Genomic DNA, 15,035 nt, shown 5'->3' with positions numbered 1-15,035 from the left:
TTTCCGTCGCCGCTCCGAGTCGCCGCCCTCCTCGTTTCCTCGACCAGCGAGTCGAAGATGGGGGTCCCGCACAGCTCCACATGGTCCTCCGTCATGACAGTCGTCGTGCTCGGGCCATCTTGCCCCGGAGCGGTTCCTCGATCCAGTCTCGCCGGGCAATGCACTCGATAGAGCTCACCCTCGTGGGTGAGCTATTCAGCCACGTGAAAATCGAGTGCAGGCCACGGCTCCGCCGTCGTTCTTTCCTGACTCGGGCCGCGGGTTTGCGGAAATGATGCTTCCGTTTTGCGCCTGCCGACAGGAAAAGGATTTCCGGTCAGCTCGGGTGGTGCCTCACGTGACGGTGCCGCCGAACTCGACCCGGTAGCGGGTCGGTGTGGTGCCCAGCGCGGTGGCGAAGTGTTCGCGCAGCCGGGCAGGGGTGCCGAAGCCGGACTGCGCGGCGATCGCGTCGACGCCGAGCGCGGTCGTTTCGAGCAGGTGCCGGGCTCGTGCGAGGCGTTGTGCGACAAGCCAATGGTGAACGGTGGTCCCGGTACGGGCGCGGAAGGAACGGGTGAAGGTACTGCGGCTCATATGTGCCTTGGCGGCGAGCCCGTCGATGCTGTGCGGGACGTCCAACCGGGCCTGTGCCCAGTTCATCACCCCGGTGAGCTGATCCACGTCCGGGGCGGGGACGGGAAGTTCTATGAACTGGGCCTGGCCGCCGGGGCGGTGTGGCGCGGCAACGATCCGGCGGGCGACGCGGTTGGCGACGACCTGACCGGCCGTGCGGGCGAGCAGGTGAAGGCAGGTGTCGATACCGGCGGTCGCGCCCGCGCCGGTCACGACGTCGCCTTCGTCGACGTACAGTTCTTCCGGACGCAGTTCCACGGAGGGGAAGCGCCTCCGGAACGTTTCGACCCACTTCCAATGGGTGGTCGCGGCGCGTCCGTCGAGGATGCCGGCGTCCCCGAGGGCGAAGACTCCCAGGCAGAGCCCGACGACGAGCGCTCCACGTTCGTGCGCGGCACGCAGTGCGGCGGAGACGGGGGAGGGTGTCGGAGTGTCCGGGGCCGACCACCACGGCACGACGACGATTTCGGCGTCCGTGAGCGCGCCGAGACCGGCCGGGACGTCGATCGCGTAGCCGGCGCTCGTGGTCAGGCGGCCCGGCTCCTGGGCGACGACCGTGATCGGCCACGGTTCCATGTCTCCCGCCGGGGATTCCGGCCCCCAAACCAGCGACGGCACGGCGAGGTGGAACGGGCTGATGCCCTCGAACGCCAGGACGGCCACGCTCGGAGTGCTCATGGATCTCTCTTCTCACGGATGTCGGCCGATCTCGACCACGGCTGACCCGAATCCGTATCTCGATATCGAATCGGGTCAGCCATCATGGTAACCGTACCCACGGAAAGCGAAGGAAACACGATGACCAGCACCACTCTCCGCGAAATCAGCACTCTGCCGACGACCCCGGCGGCGCTCTCGGACGCGACGGTGATCCTCGTCGACTACCAGAACACCTACACGCGCGGCGTGATGGAACTCGACGGCTGGAAAGAGGCGCTCGACGAGGCCGCCACCCTGCTGGCCCGCGCGCGGGCCGAGGGCGCGACGGTCATCCATGTCATGCACGACGGCGGCGAGGGCAGCCCGTACGACCTTCAGCAGGACATCGGCCAGATCCACGAACGCGTCGCTCCCGCCGAGGGTGAGCAGATCGTGGTGAAGACCGCGCCGAACTCGTTCGTCGGCACACAGCTGGGGGAACTGGTCGACGCCGCCGGTCACCAGAACGTCGTCGTGGCCGGATTCATGACCCACATGTGCGTCACTTTCACCGCGGAGGGCGCGTTCTTGCGCGGAAACGCCCCGACCGTGGTCGCCGCCGCCTGCGCCACGCGTTCACTCCCGTCGGTCGACGGCCCGGTGGCAGCCGCGGAACAACATCGTGCGGCCCTGGCCACGATCGGCGATCTCTACGCCGTCGTCGTCGCTTCCTCGGCAGACCTCGGCTAGGACTGTTCCCGCCCGGATCTGTCGGTGTGACCCGCTACCGTGCCTCGCGTCGTCGAAACGTGGGAGGGCTGGGTGGAGGGACACATGGAGGTACCGGCGGGGCCGGCGGACGCGCTCGTGCCGGTGCTCACAGAACTGATTCCGTTGCTGCGCAAGAGAATTCCGCAGGATCCCGCGGCGGCGCTCGGCAGGTTGGGTACCCCGGAAACGAAGCCGGACGTGTTCGGTCTCGAGGCCGGCCGGTGGGCGGGGGTGAGCCCAGGTGAGTCACTGGTGGCGAGCCGTCTGCGTTCGCTGGGTGATTCGGTTTCCGAACGGCTGCTCGGCGCACTCGAACTGACCTTGGACGAGCTGGCGGTCGTCATTCCGGACGAGGTCGCGGCGGCGGTTCCTGGGCCGGACGCGACTCCGAAGACCTTCGGCATCGGGATGGCCGGCGGGCAGAACGCCGCGACCGTCGCCGCGGTGCGCCTGCTCGATCAGCTGCGGCCGGGGATCTCCGAGCTGGTCGTCGCGCTGGTCGCGGACCTGGCCGGGTATGAGGCCGTGTCTTCGCTACTGGCGGCCGCGCCGGAGCTCACCGGCGAGAAGGAACTGGCGGCGGAGCACGGAGCGGCGCATCTCGCGTTGGCCGTCGCGGTCGCCTTGCCGGTTCTCCGGCGAGCGGAAGGGCCGCTGGTCGCGGGGACGTCGGCGGCGGTCGTCGGTGTCGCGCTGGGCGCCGTTGCGGCTCTGTTGAGCGAAATTCCGATGCCGCCCGCGTATGCGGACGCGTTGTCGGAGAAACGCCGGGCGGAGTACGTGCTGCCGATTTGGGCGTCGTGTTCGGCAGAGGTGCGCGAGCACCGGTTCACGCTGGCCGAGCGGTCCGTCGTCGGCGAGCCCGACTTCAGCGGGAACGGTCTGGCCGTCGCGGTCCCTGGCGGCGTCGCCGTGCGGACCGGTATCGGCGAAGGTCGGATGGACGTCTCGATGCGGATCCTCGATGGCCCGCCGGACGAGACGAACGTTGACGCGTGGGACGAGGTCGTCGAAATCTCCTGGCAGGCCGAGCGAGGCGACGCCACCTTGGGTGAAGGCAGCTCCTCTCGCTCGAGAACACCGCCGTGGCCGGGCGGTTTCCGGGTCCGCGTGCATGCGATCGGCCGGGACGGCGACGAGCGCGAGCGCTACGAAATCATGCTGTGGCAAGCACTTCCGGGCCCGGACGTGGTGCACAAGCGTGGCGACAGGCTCGGTTACGTCGTCCGCGGCGAGCCTGTCCCCGACATCGAGCCGCCACCGGAAGCCGCCTACCGGTGGATCGACGAGAGCGCGCTCGGCGATGCGGCGACGGTCACGGTGGTCAAGGGCGCTTCTCTCGCCGAGGTGCTCCGCGGCTTTGGCGCGGATCCGGCCGAACCGGAGTCCGCCGAGGAACTCTCGCAGGACTTCGGCCTCGATCCTTGGGTGTCCGTGCTGGCCGTCGAAGGTGGGGTGCTGGCCATCGAGTTCAACGGATACCAGGGTTCGCAGTCTTCGACGCTCAGGCCGTTGTCGCAGGCAGGCCGCGTGGCGAGCTTGTTTTGGAACATCGACGCGATGACCACGCTTTCCTTCGCCGACAACGGGACTGTCTTCGCGTCGTTCGAACTCGGCTGTGCAGAAGAGATCGAGGATCCCGAGGTGAACGAAGCCTTGTCCGGCCTCGATTTCGGCGGCTACCGCGACAAGCTGGAAAAAGGGCTGGTCGCCATCGAGCGGTACTGCGGATACCGGCTGCGACAGGATGACGTCCGGCGGATGAGCGAGGAGAATGTCGCCTATCGCATCCTGCCGCGCCTGCCCGACCTGTACGCGGAGGCACGGAATCCGGACGGTTCGCGGGCTTTTCCAGGGGGAGGCCCCTTGGGCGTCGAAACCGATCGGCTCGCCTTCGTGCCCGAGGAAACCTTGCGGGAACTGGCCTGGCGGGCGGCGTCCGCCGTGGCCGAGCACACCTGCACCGCCGAAGACCCCGTCATCGCCGCCGTACTCGCGCAGCGCCGTCTGAGCCCTGAAGCGGAGTTCTTGGCCAGGCGATCGCAACTGCACGCGGATCGGGAACACGCCTGGTTGTGGCAGGCGATCCACAATGCCACCAACCCGGATCCGCTGGCCGCCGCGATCAACTCGCTTTCGGCGGCGCGGTACGCCTCCGGACAGGCGGGGGAGCAGCTGCTCGAACACGCGAGGCAGGTGGTCCGCCAGTAGTCATCCGCCGACGGACAACAGTGCTCGAACGGCGTCGCGGACGCGGTCGGCGGCGGACTCGGGGGTGGTCGCGTCGAGTTTCCCGTCGAGTTGCAGGAACGCGAGACCGTGGACGACGGCCCATACCGCGGTCGAGAGCGCGTCCGGATCGGCGGATGGGAACACACCGCCGACGATGCTCCTGAGGTAGCCGTTGATGGCCGCGGTCGCGGCGGCCCGCTCTTCGTCGCCGGGATCACAGGGCTCGGTGAACATCACCTTGAACAGCGCTGGGTGCTCGATGGCGAACGAGACGTAGGCGACGGCGATCTCGGTCAGGTCGTCAGGAGTCTCGGGCGCGGGGTGGGCCGCCGCGAGCTTGGTGGCGAGTTCGCGGTAGCCCTCGGCCGCGACCGCCGAAGCAAGCGCGTCACGGTCCGCGAAATGCCGGTACGGGGCCGTTGCCGAGACACCGGCGCGCCGCGCCACCGCCCGCAGCGACAAGCTCGCGTCCCCGGTTTCCTCAAGCAGGTCCCGTGCGGCGCGGATACAGGCATCTCGCAGGTCGCCGTGGTGGTACGACGCGTTCGCTTGCGGCACGGATCACTCTCCCCGATGTTTACAGTGCACACATCATCTGGTTAATGTGAGCACTGCACACATGGTAGCCGAGGGAGACTCGAGAGGAGAAACGGGATGACGAGCACGCTGTTCTCGCCGTTGCGGCTGAGGTCCGGCCTGGAGCTGGGCAACCGGATCGCGAAGGCGGCCATGGAGGAGAACATGGCCGATGGTGGTCAGCTGCCCGGCGAGTCCCTGCTGGAGCTGTACCGGCGTTGGGGTCAAGGTGGGGCCGGGCTGCTGATCACCGGGAACGTGATGGTGCACGCCGAGGCGTTGACCGGTCCCGCCGGTGTGGTGCTGGACGCCGTTGCGCCTTTGGAGCCGTTCGCCGAGTGGGCGAAGGCGGGCAAATCCGGCGGTGCGGCGATGTGGATGCAGATCAACCATCCCGGTCGCCAGGTCCAGGCCGACATGCCCGGCGTTGTCTGGGGTCCGTCCGCGGTCGGCGTCGACCTCGGACGGCACAGCAGCCGTTTCGGCCGCCCCAGTGCGATGACCGCGGAGCAGATTGAGGCCACGGTGGCGAGGTTCGCGGTCACGGCCGCTCGGGCCGAACAGGCAGGATTCGACGGCGTGGAGATCCACGCCGCACACGGCTACCTGCTGTCGCAGTTCCTGTCGCCCCTGGTCAACCGGCGTGACGACCAGTGGGGCGGCTCGCTGCCGAACCGGGCCCGGATGCTGCTGGACGTCGTGCGCGCCGTTCGCGAGGCCGTCTCTTCGTCGTTCGCCGTCGCGGTGAAGCTCAACTCCGCCGATTTCCAGCGCGGCGGCTTCGACGCGGACGATGCTCGCGAGGTGATCGCGATGCTCGAGCCGCTCGGTGTCGATCTGGTCGAGCTTTCCGGCGGCAGCTACGAGAGCCCGGCGATGTCCGGCCGTCCCGCCGACGCGCGCACCCAGGCCCGCGAAGCCTACTTTCTGGACCTGGCCAGGGATCTGGTGAAGACGAGCCCGCTGCCGTTGATGCTGACCGGGGGCATCACCCGCCGCGACACCGCCGAACGAGTCCTCGACGGCGGTGTCGCCTTGGCCGGGATGGGCACCGCGCTCTCCGTCACCCCGGATCTGCCGAACCGCTGGCGGCACGGCGGCGAGGCCGGGCGTGACCTGCGCCCGGTGACGTGGTCGGACAAAGCGCTGGCTTCGGCCGCGAGTATGGCGCAGGTCCGGCACCAGTTGCGCCGCATCGCCCGCGGCCGCCGTCCAGCGCCCGGCACCCACCCGGCCTTGGCGCTGCTCGCCGAGCAGCGTCGGCAGCGGAAGGCGTTGCGCGGCTACCGTTCCTGGCTGTCCACAAGGGAACAAGAGGTGAGCTGACCTACCCTCAACGGAGCGGGCGGAACGTATCGCGCAGGTCGTGGATCCACGCTTCCGGGTTCTCCCACGGACCGAAATGACCGCCCTTCTCGTGGACGTTCACCTGTCGTACGTCTGCGTAGAAGTGGCCTGCCCCTTCCTTGAAGGCGGCGACGCGCCGGTCGCGGTCGTGGGCTCCCGGCGGGGCGGCGTCGCCGAGGTGGAAGGTGAACCCGGTCGGCGCTTCCACCGTCGGGGACCGATCGTGCGACGGCTGCCACGGGTGACGGTTGACGTTCTTGTAGGCGCGGATCGACGAGCCGATGGCTTGGTTGACCCAGTAGATCGTCGCGTTGGTGAGGATGTGGTCGACCGGGTAGGAGTCCTCGAACACCCCGTTCTGGTCGCTCCACTTCTTCCACCGCTTCAGGATCCAGGCGAGCATCCCGATCGGGGAGTCGTTCAGCCCGTGCGTGATCGTCTGGCCGTCGAGCATGTGCACCGCGACATGCGACACGTAGGTGTTCACGAAGTTGACCATGTCGGCACGCTGTTCGGCTGGCAGGTTGTCGATCGGTGCGCCGCCGGTCAGATCCCAGGCGCGGTCGCCATGGAAGATCGTCAGCAGCATTTCGTTGCCGAGGTGGAGACCGTGGAGCGAGTCGGCGTATTTGTGGCCGAGCTGCGCCCCGACCAACGCGCCGTAGTCGGCCGCGCCGACGCCGAAGCGCTGATGGCCGAGTACGTCGGTCATCAGGGTGTGGAACCGGTCGGCCATGCTGACGAAGTTCTCCTTGCCGTTGGTCAGCGGGGTGGAGAACGCGAATCCGGGCAGCGAGGGGACGATGACGTCGAAGGCGTCCGCCGGGTCGCCGCCGTACGCGCCAGGGTCGGCGAGCGGGCGGATCACCTTGCTCCAGTCCCAGAAGGTCCACGGCCAGCCGTGCATGAGCAGCAACGGGATCGGCGCGGGTCCCTTGCCGGGCTCACGGATGAAGTGCACCGGGGTTCCGCCGACGTCGACACGATGGTGTGAGTAGCTGTTCAGCCGCGCTTCGACGGCCCGCCAGTCGAAGCCGTCGGCCCAGTACTCCACGATCGGCTTGAGGTAGGCGGTACTCAGCCCGAAGGCCTCGTCCTCGTTGTCGAGATCGGGGGCGAAGCGGGTCGCCTTCAGCCGCGACCGGAGGTCGTCGAGGACGTCCTGCTCGACGTTGATGACGAACGGTTCGAGAGTGTCGGTCATGGTCATTTCTCCTCGAGGTCAGTAGGTCCAGTCCAGGCGGAGCCTGGTGATGCGGAGTCCGGCGATGAGCCAATGGCCTTCCTGCCTGGTGAAGCGCACCCGGTAGTGGCCGTAGCCGTGCATTCCGGTGGGTTCGCCGGGCGAGTTCGCCGACCTGGCGATGACGTCCTCCATCGCCCAGACGCCGGTGGCCGAATCCTCCGACTCGAAGTCGATTTCGCTGGAGTACAGGTGATGTACCAGCACGGAATCCGGGTGGTTGCGGGATTTGAGCTGTCCCGCGATCTCGTCGCGGCCCGTCATCCGAGCCTGAACCGATCCGTCCACTGCGGAGGCGGTGAACGGCGCGTCGGGGGTGAACAGGGCGGCGAGGTCGTCCCAGCGGTGATGGTCCGCGTTGTAGACGTAGCGAGCCATCACTCGTCGCACGTCCTCTGTCGCCACCAGTCGGGCGAGGTCTTGCATCGGTCTTCCTTCGATAGGCGGAGCTTGCTCGGCCCGGTCGAGAATGCAGAAGACAAAATGGACCGGCAAGTACAGATTTCGACCCTGGCGTTCTGTACTTGCGGGTCCATTTTTCTGCTCCTACCTTGGCGCGGACAGCGAGCCCCGACGCGCCTCCGCAAAGCTGCTGCTGGTCCCGTGATCCCGGCCGCGCGCAGACCCGGTGTAATGTACCGGCAGGTACATTCGGGAGGTCGGATGCTCACGAAGAAGGGCGCCGCGACGCGGCAGCGGATCATCGACGCGGCCGCGGAGGAGATCCGCGAGCGCGGCGTGGGCGCGGCGACCCTCGACGACATCTGCCGTCGCAGCGGAACGGGCAAGAGCCAGCTCTTCCACTACTTCCCGGACGGCAAGGAACAGCTGCTGCTGGCCGTGGCCGAATGGGAAGCGGGCCAGGTGATCGAGGATCAGCAGCCGTACCTCGGGCAACTGACCTCGTGGGACGCGTGGCACCAATGGCGCGATGTGGTGGTCGAGCGATACCGGCGGCAAGGGGTGCACTGCCCGCTCGGGGTGTTGATCACCGAAATCGGCAGGCATACCCCGGCCGCGCAGGCGGTGACCCGGCAACTGCTGGAGCAGTGGCAACACCAGGTCCAGGTGGGCATCGAAGGCATGCGGGAAGCGGGGTGGATCCGCCGTGACGTCGACCCTGTCCGCGCCTCGGCCGCACTGATCGCCGCGATCCAGGGCGGGGTCACGATCCTGATGTCCACCGGATCCGCGGATCACCTCGAGGCGGCGCTGGATCTGTACTTGGACTACTTGCGCGCCGGTGTGCCCGTCCTCGCCTGACCCGTGCCCATCCCGCACCACAACAGGTCGAGGAGGCTTGTCACGTCGCGCCGCCATTCGCCTTTCGGGTCTAGGTACAGGAGGCCGCCCAGGCCGCGCAGGACGGTCTCGGGTTTCAGGTCCGCGCGGACGGTGCCGGCGTCGATGTTGGCCTTCAGCAGTGTGAAGACGGCGCCGACCATCGCCTCGTAAGCTCCCGCGGGCAGTTCCCCGCGTGAGCTGGTCGTGGCGCGCAGGGCGTCGGCCAGGCCGCGTTTGGTCATCATGTAGTGCGCCAGATGGTCGGTCGCCCACGTCCGGAAAGCCTGCTCCGGCGGGTGCTTTTCGAGCAAGGTCGGCACGATGTCGACGAGCTGGCGCACTTCACGCTCGTAGACCGCCAGGATGAGTGCTTCCGGGGTCGGGAAGTGCCGGTACACCGTGCCGACGCCGACTTCGGCCTGCTTCGCGATGGCGTTGAAGGAGACCTCGCCCGACCTGGCCAAGGACTTCGCCGCGGTGGCGAGGATGCGCTCGTGGTTGCGGCGGGTGTCCGCACGCCGGGGATTCACCGATCCCGTCGTCATCGCCCCTCCTGTCCGCCGATCCCGTTCCCCGGTGAATGTAGCCGAGAAACCCAGGAGACCTGGAGCGACTCCAGGGGCGGGCAACGACATTGCGGAGCGGATTGCATTCCGCTAGCTTGAAAATTGGAGCGGATGAATATCCGCTCCAATTCGCGAACAGACTCCCACCACGCAACCTACGCCGTCGGGCCCCCGGCCCGCACGATCGGCGGAAAGAGATCCAGTGGACATCTCTCTCGAAGTCAATGGCAGGACGGAACAGCTGAGTGTCGATCCAGGGGTGACACTGCTGGACACGCTGCGGGAGCGGCTCGACGTCACCGGCCCGAAGAAGGGCTGTGACCGGGGCCAGTGCGGCGCCTGCACGGTGCACGTCGGCGGTCGGCCGGTGCTCTCCTGCCTCACCTTGGCCGCCACCGTGAAACAGCCGGTGACCACGGTCGAAGCCTTGTCCACAGTGGACGGATTGCATCCGGTCCAGCAGGCGTTCGTCGACCAGGACGCCCTTCAGTGCGGATTCTGCACGTCCGGGCAGATCATGTCGGCGGTCGCCGCCGTCGAGCAGGACGTCCAGGACGTCCGCGAGTTCATGTCCGGCAACCTCTGCCGATGCGCGGCCTATCCGAACATCGTCGCGGCGATCGAGCAGGCGAGGCGGGCCGATGCGTCCCTTTGAGCTGCTCGCACCCGAGACCGTCGAGGCCGCCGTCGCCTCGCCCGGCACGTTCCTGGCAGGCGGGACCACGCTCGTCGACCTGATGAAACTCAACGTCCTCACCCCACAGCACGTCCTCGACATCAACGCGGTGCCGTTGCACGGCATCGACACCGCGGATGGGCTGCGGTTCGGCGCGCTGGAGCGGATGAGCGACATCGCCGGACATCCCGGCGTGTATCCGGCGATCTCCCGCGCGCTGCTGCTCAGCGCGTCCCAGCAGATCCGGAACATGGCCAGCATCGGCGGGAACCTGATGCAGCGCACCCGCTGCTCGTACTTCCGGGACGTCGCCATGCCATGCAACCGCCGGGTGCCCGGCAGCGGCTGCCCGGCGATCTCGGGCGCCAACCGGATGCACGCCGTGCTGGGCACGAGCGACGCGTGCGTGGCGACCCACGCCAGTGACGTGGCCGTCGCCCTGGTCGCTCTCGACGCGCGGCTCCGGCTGGTCAGCGAGGCCGGGACCCGCACCGTGGAACTGGGCTCCTTCTACCGTCAGCCCGGCGACACTCCCGAGGTGGAGAACGACCTGCGCCCCGGCGAACTGATCGCCGAGGTCGTCGTGCCACGGCTGGATTGGGCGTCGAACTCCACCTACGTCAAGGTGCGGGACAGGCAGTCCTACGAGTTCGCGCTGTGCTCCGCCGCGGTCGCGCTGCAGGTCGAGGATTCGCGCGTCGTCGACGCGCGGGTCGCGGCCGGCGGCGTCGCGACGGTGCCGTGGCGGCTGCCCGCGGTCGAGGAGGCCTTGCGCGGCGCGCCCGCGACAGTCGCCACCTTCGAAGAGGCCGCGGCGCTGGCCACCGAGGGCGCGCGCCCGTTGTCCGCGAACGGATTCAAACCGTCGTTGCTGCGCCGGACCATCGTCCGCGCGCTGCTGGAACTGACCGAGGGGAGCCGCTGATGACCAGCCGGTTGGACGGGCCGCTGAAGGTCACCGGCCGGGCCGAGTACGGGGCGGACCACAACTTCCCCGGACTGGTCCACGGTTACGTCGTGCTCAGCACGATCGCGCACGGCGAGATCGAGGCGATGGAGGTCACGGCGGCGAAGGGCGCTCCGGGCGTGCTCGCCGTGTACTCGCCGTTCGATCCGCTGGAGCTGCGCACACCTGCGACGGCGTTCTTGGGCGACACCTGGGTTCCTTTGCAGGACAAGGAAGTCGCTTACTACGGCCAGCCGATCGGCTTCGTCGTGGCCGAGACCTACGAACAGGCGCGCGACGCGGCGATGCTGGTCGCGGTCACCTATCGGGCCCGGCCGGCGCTGACTTCGCTGCAGGACGGCCTCGCCTCGGCTGAAGACGCACCGGCATCGAGGGGCGTGCCGGCGTCGCTGGAGGTCCTCGCCCCAGGGGTCGAGTCCATCGAGGACGCCTTGGCCGCGAGTCCGGTGGTCGTCGACGCCACGTATTCCACCGCGACCCAGAACCACGCCGCGATGGAACCGCATTCCGCGGTCGCCGTGTGGGGGCCCGACGGCCTGACGATCCACAGCGGCAATCAGGGATCCGACATTCAGGCGGCCGAGCTCGCCACCGCGCTGGACACGAAGCCGTCCGAAGTGCATGCGGTGAACCCCTTCGTGGGCGGGGCGTTCGGCGGCAAGGGCCGCACGTCCACGCCTGCCTTCCTGGCCGCCGCGGCGGCCAGGGTCCTGGACCGGCCGGTGAAGGCCGCGCTGAGCCGGGAACAGGTCTTCACCGCGACGGCGGGCCGCGCCGCGACCGTGCAGAAGATCTCGCTCGGCGCGGAGCACGACGGCACCCTCAACGCCCTGCGCCACGACTCCTGGTGCAGTACGCCGGCGGATCGGTCGTTCGTCGAGCCGACGTCGCACGGCACCTCGCGCGAGTGGTACGCCACCCGGAACCTGGCCATCAGCCAGAAGATGGTGCCGCTGAACATCCCGCCGACGACGTTCATGCGGGCGCCGGGCGAGGCGCCGGGGTCCTTCGCGCTGGAGAGCGCGATCGACGAGCTCGCGGTGGCGCTGGCCATGGACCCGATCGAGTTGCGCCAGCGGAACAACTCGAACGCGCCGCCCGGCAACGATCTGCAATGGTCGAGCAAACATCTCGACGAATGCTTCCGCGTCGGCGCGGCCCGCTTCGGCTGGGCGGATCGTTCGCCACAGGGGAGGACCGACGGGGACTGGCTGGTGGGCATGGGCACGGCTACCGCCATGTTCCCCGCGCTGCGATTCCCGGCCACGGTCGAGGTCACCCTGCTGCCCGACGACACGGCCGTCGTCGCGACCAGCGGGGCGGACCCTGGAACCGGACTGCTGACCGTACTTTCCTTGGTGGGCGGGGAATCCCTCGACATCTCACCCGATCGTGTGGTTCCGCGGCTCGGTGACTCGACACTGCCGCCCGGTGGCATGTCCGGCGGCTCGACGGCCACCGCGAGCGCGGGATCGGCCATCATGATCGCCGCCGCCAAGGCGATCGACGACCTCGTCAAACTGGCGGCGGCCCCCGGTGCGCCGTTCGCGGGCGAGGACGTCTCCTACGCGGACGGGCGGGTGTTCGCCGAAGGCCGGACGATGACCTTCGGTGAGCTGCTGCGCGCGTTGAACCGCCCGTCGATCTCTGTGACAGGTTCGTCGGCGCCAGGCGAAGAGCTGACGAAGCATTCGTTCAGCTCCTTCGGTGCCCAGTTCTGCGAAGTTCGCGTGCACAAGTGGACGCGCGAGATCCGGGTGTCCCGCATGCTCGGCGTGTTCGACGCAGGCCGGATCATCAACTCGACGGCGGCTCGCAGCCAGATCGTCGGAGGCATGATCTGGGGTGTGTCGGCCGCGCTGCACGAAGGGCTGGAGATCGAGGCCAACGGCCGACTCGCCAACGGTGACTTCGCGAGCTATCTGATTCCGGTGAACGCGGACATCCCCGAGGTCGACGTCCATTTCGTCGAGTACCCGGACACGCTGCACAACCCTGTCGGCGCGAAGGGAATCGGCGAGATCGGCACCGTCGGGATGGCGGCGGCCGTCGCGAACGCCGTCCACAACGCCACCGGCATCCGGGTGCGGCACATCCCGATCCAGATCGAGGATCTCCTGGAGGAGGCTTAAGAACCTCGTGAGTGGCTGCGGGGTTGTGACCGGCTTTGCCACTCACGAGCGACCCCTGTACCGACGCCGTCCGGCGGTGTGCGGGGTTGTGAAAGCCACTTTCGCAACCTTCAACGTTGTGAAAGTGGCTTTCACAACGTCAGCGGGAAGTGGAAAGCGGCGGTGGGCGGCCGGTCCAGCGAGCTCGTGAGTGGCGATTCGTTCGTTTCCTCACGGACGTCCGCCCCTTGCATGACGATCCCCTGACCCGTCTGGTCGGTCGGAGTCCACTGTGGACAACGGGTGGGGTGGATCCTCGGCTGGCCGCTGGACTCGCCTCTGCCCGCTTGGACGAACTCGTGCGGGCGTTGTTCGTACCCGTGTTGCCGGATCGCGAACTGGAGCGTTCCGTGGCGCTGGCGGCGTCGCTGTCCCTGGGCATGATCGCCTGGCAGCTGTGGCGGGAACACGAGACGCCGGACCCGGTCCTCGCCATGACGAGGTTCGCCGACCTGGAGGGCACGGTCCGGTTCACCCGCGACGTGGTGCACGTGAAGCTCCCCTTGGGTCGCCGTCACACGGATCTGTGGCGGGGTGGCGCTCTCGCCGACTCCAGAACGTGGTCTGGCTGGGTGGCCGGACCCTGACCTTCACCGGCGGCTGAGATGAGCGCCCTGGCGGTGGAGCATCTTCGGGTGCGCTTGGCCGAGCTGCACCAGGCGTTGCGTGGTGCGGTCGCTCGTCAGTCCGAGGCCGCGGAATTGCTGACGCGCCCGGATCTGACGTCCTTCTGTGTGACGGACGAACAGGTGGACACCTTGCTGGATCGCGTGGACGCGTTCACCGAGGCGATGACCGAGCCACCGTCCACGCCGCACCGGGATCCGGAGTCCGAACAGCACCTCAGACGTCTGGCCGCGTCGCGCGGTTGGCGATCGCGCCCATGGCGGTGGCACCGAAACGACCGGCCTGTGCGGTGGTCTGGCGCAGTTGCTTGGACTCGTTCGGTCGGAGCTCCGGCGGCGTCGCCTCCGAATGCTGTTCGGCGCCCTTCTTGTCCTTGAGTGCCGCGCCGAACGCCGGCTCGTTCGACTTCTTCAGCTGCGCCTCGGTGACCTGGGCGTCGGTCATCTCCCGGTCGACCTTGGCGGGACCGGCGGACAGGTCGGTGGCCGACGGCGGGAGCTTGTCCGGCGTCGCCTTGGCCGGGTCGGGAGTGCCAGGGGTGCCCGGCGGCCGGTCCGCCGCCATGGGCACGACCTGTTTGACCTCGGCGGCGGAGGTGTCCGGGGGCGCGGCGGTGGTGTCGGCGATCTGCTCCGCCGAGTCCGACTTTCCCTCGCCGACCTTGCCCGCCACCTCGGCTTTGACCTCGGCCGGTTTACCCGAATCGGCGAACTCGTCAGCCTGTTCGAGGTTCTTCGGCGCCTTTTCGGCGATGGCCTTCTCGACGGCCTTGATGAACGCTTCCTTGTCGAAGTCCTTCGGCTTCGCGTCGTTCATCTTCTCGGCGTTGGCCGTCTTGCCCTGCGCCACTTCGTCGTCTTTGGGCGGCACAGACGCGTTCTGCGCCGAGGTCGCCTCCTTCGCCGCCGGGGGACGGGAGCGGGCGACCGTGTGCTTCTTGTGCGCGATGTCCTTCTTCAGCACCGCGAATTTCGGGTCGCTGCCCGGACCTCTGGCCAGCCCCGCGGCCACCGCGCCGTTGCCGACCTTGTCCTGTGCGTCCTTCTGGGACGGGTCCGCCGTCGGCTTCTTGTCGCCTGCCCGCAACGCGGCCAGCGCCGCGGCGTTGGACGGCGGCACACGAGCCGGTTTCCGCTGCGGCGGGCGCTCCTTCACCCCGACCGGTGCCGTGGTCTTGGCCGTCGTCACCGCGGGAAGCTTCGCGCGAGCCCTCGGCGGCGGTGGCATGGGACGGCTCTCCTCCCGCTACGGGAACCTCGAACAGCGTCCCAGCCCGCCGTCACCGAGGCGTCGCGGAAACGTCCTCATCGGCGATAATCGG

14 protein-coding genes are annotated in these 15,035 nt (G+C 68.4%); 8 read left to right on the top strand and 6 right to left on the bottom strand.

What is annotated here, in order from left to right; genetic code table 11:
* Window positions 1-333: 333 nt before the first annotated feature.
* Window positions 334-1,293, bottom strand: coding sequence for a GlxA family transcriptional regulator (locus AMYAL_RS0132990; protein ID WP_020635564.1), 960 nt, complete (start codon window positions 1,291-1,293; stop codon window positions 334-336).
* Window positions 1,294-1,413: 120 nt separating this feature from the next.
* Between AMYAL_RS0132990 and AMYAL_RS0132985 the strand changes: the two genes are divergently transcribed.
* Both AMYAL_RS0132985 and AMYAL_RS46655 read left to right on the top strand, forming a co-directional pair.
* Entirely contained in the window at window positions 1,414-2,004 is a 591-nt protein-coding gene (locus AMYAL_RS0132985) for an isochorismatase family protein (RefSeq protein WP_020635563.1), read from the top strand.
* Window positions 2,005-2,088: 84 nt separating this feature from the next.
* On the top strand, window positions 2,089-4,236 hold the full coding sequence (locus tag AMYAL_RS46655) for a DUF6461 domain-containing protein (RefSeq protein WP_020635562.1): 2,148 nt from the start codon (window positions 2,089-2,091) through the stop codon (window positions 4,234-4,236).
* Here the strand turns inward: AMYAL_RS46655 and AMYAL_RS0132975 are convergent, their stop codons facing one another.
* The gene (locus AMYAL_RS0132975) at window positions 4,237-4,815 is read right to left on the bottom strand and encodes a TetR/AcrR family transcriptional regulator (protein ID WP_020635561.1); all 579 of its coding nucleotides are present in this window, start codon (window positions 4,813-4,815) and stop codon (window positions 4,237-4,239) included. It abuts the gene before it with no gap.
* Between the two features lie 96 nt (window positions 4,816-4,911).
* Here AMYAL_RS0132975 and AMYAL_RS0132970 point away from each other — a divergent pair, with 96 nt between their 5' ends.
* Window positions 4,912-6,159, top strand: a complete 1,248-nt coding sequence (locus AMYAL_RS0132970; protein ID WP_020635560.1) for an NADH:flavin oxidoreductase/NADH oxidase family protein — start codon at window positions 4,912-4,914, stop codon at window positions 6,157-6,159.
* A gap of 7 nt (window positions 6,160-6,166) precedes the next feature.
* Here the strand turns inward: AMYAL_RS0132970 and AMYAL_RS0132965 are convergent, their stop codons facing one another.
* Together AMYAL_RS0132965 and AMYAL_RS0132960 are read right to left on the bottom strand one after the other, a co-directional pair.
* Complete coding sequence (locus AMYAL_RS0132965; protein WP_084702339.1) at window positions 6,167-7,384, bottom strand: epoxide hydrolase family protein; 1,218 nt, start codon at window positions 7,382-7,384, stop codon at window positions 6,167-6,169.
* Window positions 7,385-7,402: 18 nt separating this feature from the next.
* On the bottom strand, window positions 7,403-7,849 hold the full coding sequence (locus AMYAL_RS0132960) for a nuclear transport factor 2 family protein (protein WP_020635558.1): 447 nt from the start codon (window positions 7,847-7,849) through the stop codon (window positions 7,403-7,405).
* Between the two features lie 237 nt (window positions 7,850-8,086).
* Here AMYAL_RS0132960 and AMYAL_RS0132955 point away from each other — a divergent pair, with 237 nt between their 5' ends.
* The gene (locus AMYAL_RS0132955; protein WP_020635557.1) at window positions 8,087-8,686 is read left to right on the top strand and encodes a TetR/AcrR family transcriptional regulator; all 600 of its coding nucleotides are present in this window, start codon (window positions 8,087-8,089) and stop codon (window positions 8,684-8,686) included.
* Here the strand turns inward: AMYAL_RS0132955 and AMYAL_RS0132950 are convergent.
* Complete coding sequence (locus AMYAL_RS0132950) at window positions 8,653-9,252, bottom strand: TetR/AcrR family transcriptional regulator (protein ID WP_020635556.1); 600 nt, start codon at window positions 9,250-9,252, stop codon at window positions 8,653-8,655. The two genes, AMYAL_RS0132955 and AMYAL_RS0132950, sit on opposite strands and share 34 nt — an antisense overlap.
* Before the next feature lie 223 nt (window positions 9,253-9,475).
* Between AMYAL_RS0132950 and AMYAL_RS0132945 the strand changes: the two genes are divergently transcribed.
* The 4 genes from AMYAL_RS0132945 to AMYAL_RS0132930 all read left to right on the top strand — a co-directional run bounded on the left by AMYAL_RS0132945 (window position 9,476) and on the right by AMYAL_RS0132930 (window position 13,674).
* Complete coding sequence (locus AMYAL_RS0132945; RefSeq protein ID WP_020635555.1) at window positions 9,476-9,928, top strand: (2Fe-2S)-binding protein; 453 nt, start codon at window positions 9,476-9,478, stop codon at window positions 9,926-9,928.
* Window positions 9,915-10,874, top strand: coding sequence for an FAD binding domain-containing protein (locus AMYAL_RS0132940; RefSeq protein WP_020635554.1), 960 nt, complete (start codon window positions 9,915-9,917; stop codon window positions 10,872-10,874). Before AMYAL_RS0132945 ends, AMYAL_RS0132940 begins: the two co-directional genes overlap by 14 nt.
* On the top strand, window positions 10,874-13,048 hold the full coding sequence (locus AMYAL_RS0132935) for a xanthine dehydrogenase family protein molybdopterin-binding subunit (RefSeq protein WP_020635553.1): 2,175 nt from the start codon (window positions 10,874-10,876) through the stop codon (window positions 13,046-13,048). Before AMYAL_RS0132940 ends, AMYAL_RS0132935 begins: the two co-directional genes overlap by 1 nt.
* A 326-nt stretch (window positions 13,049-13,374) precedes the next feature.
* Window positions 13,375-13,674 carry a hypothetical protein gene (locus tag AMYAL_RS0132930; protein ID WP_020635552.1) on the top strand — a complete coding sequence of 100 codons (300 nt, stop codon included), beginning with the start codon at window positions 13,375-13,377 and terminating at the stop codon, window positions 13,672-13,674.
* A 256-nt stretch (window positions 13,675-13,930) separates the two neighbouring features.
* Here AMYAL_RS0132930 and AMYAL_RS0132920 read toward each other — a convergent pair whose 3' ends face one another.
* On the bottom strand, window positions 13,931-14,941 hold the full coding sequence (locus tag AMYAL_RS0132920; RefSeq protein ID WP_245193200.1) for a hypothetical protein: 1,011 nt from the start codon (window positions 14,939-14,941) through the stop codon (window positions 13,931-13,933).
* Window positions 14,942-15,035: the final 94 nt, after the last annotated feature.

This window comes from Amycolatopsis alba DSM 44262 (genome assembly GCF_000384215.1).
GTDB lineage: Bacteria > Actinomycetota > Actinomycetes > Mycobacteriales > Pseudonocardiaceae > Amycolatopsis > Amycolatopsis alba.
Note: the sequence above shows the minus strand (reverse complement) of the source record. Positions and strands in the feature narration are given on the sequence as shown.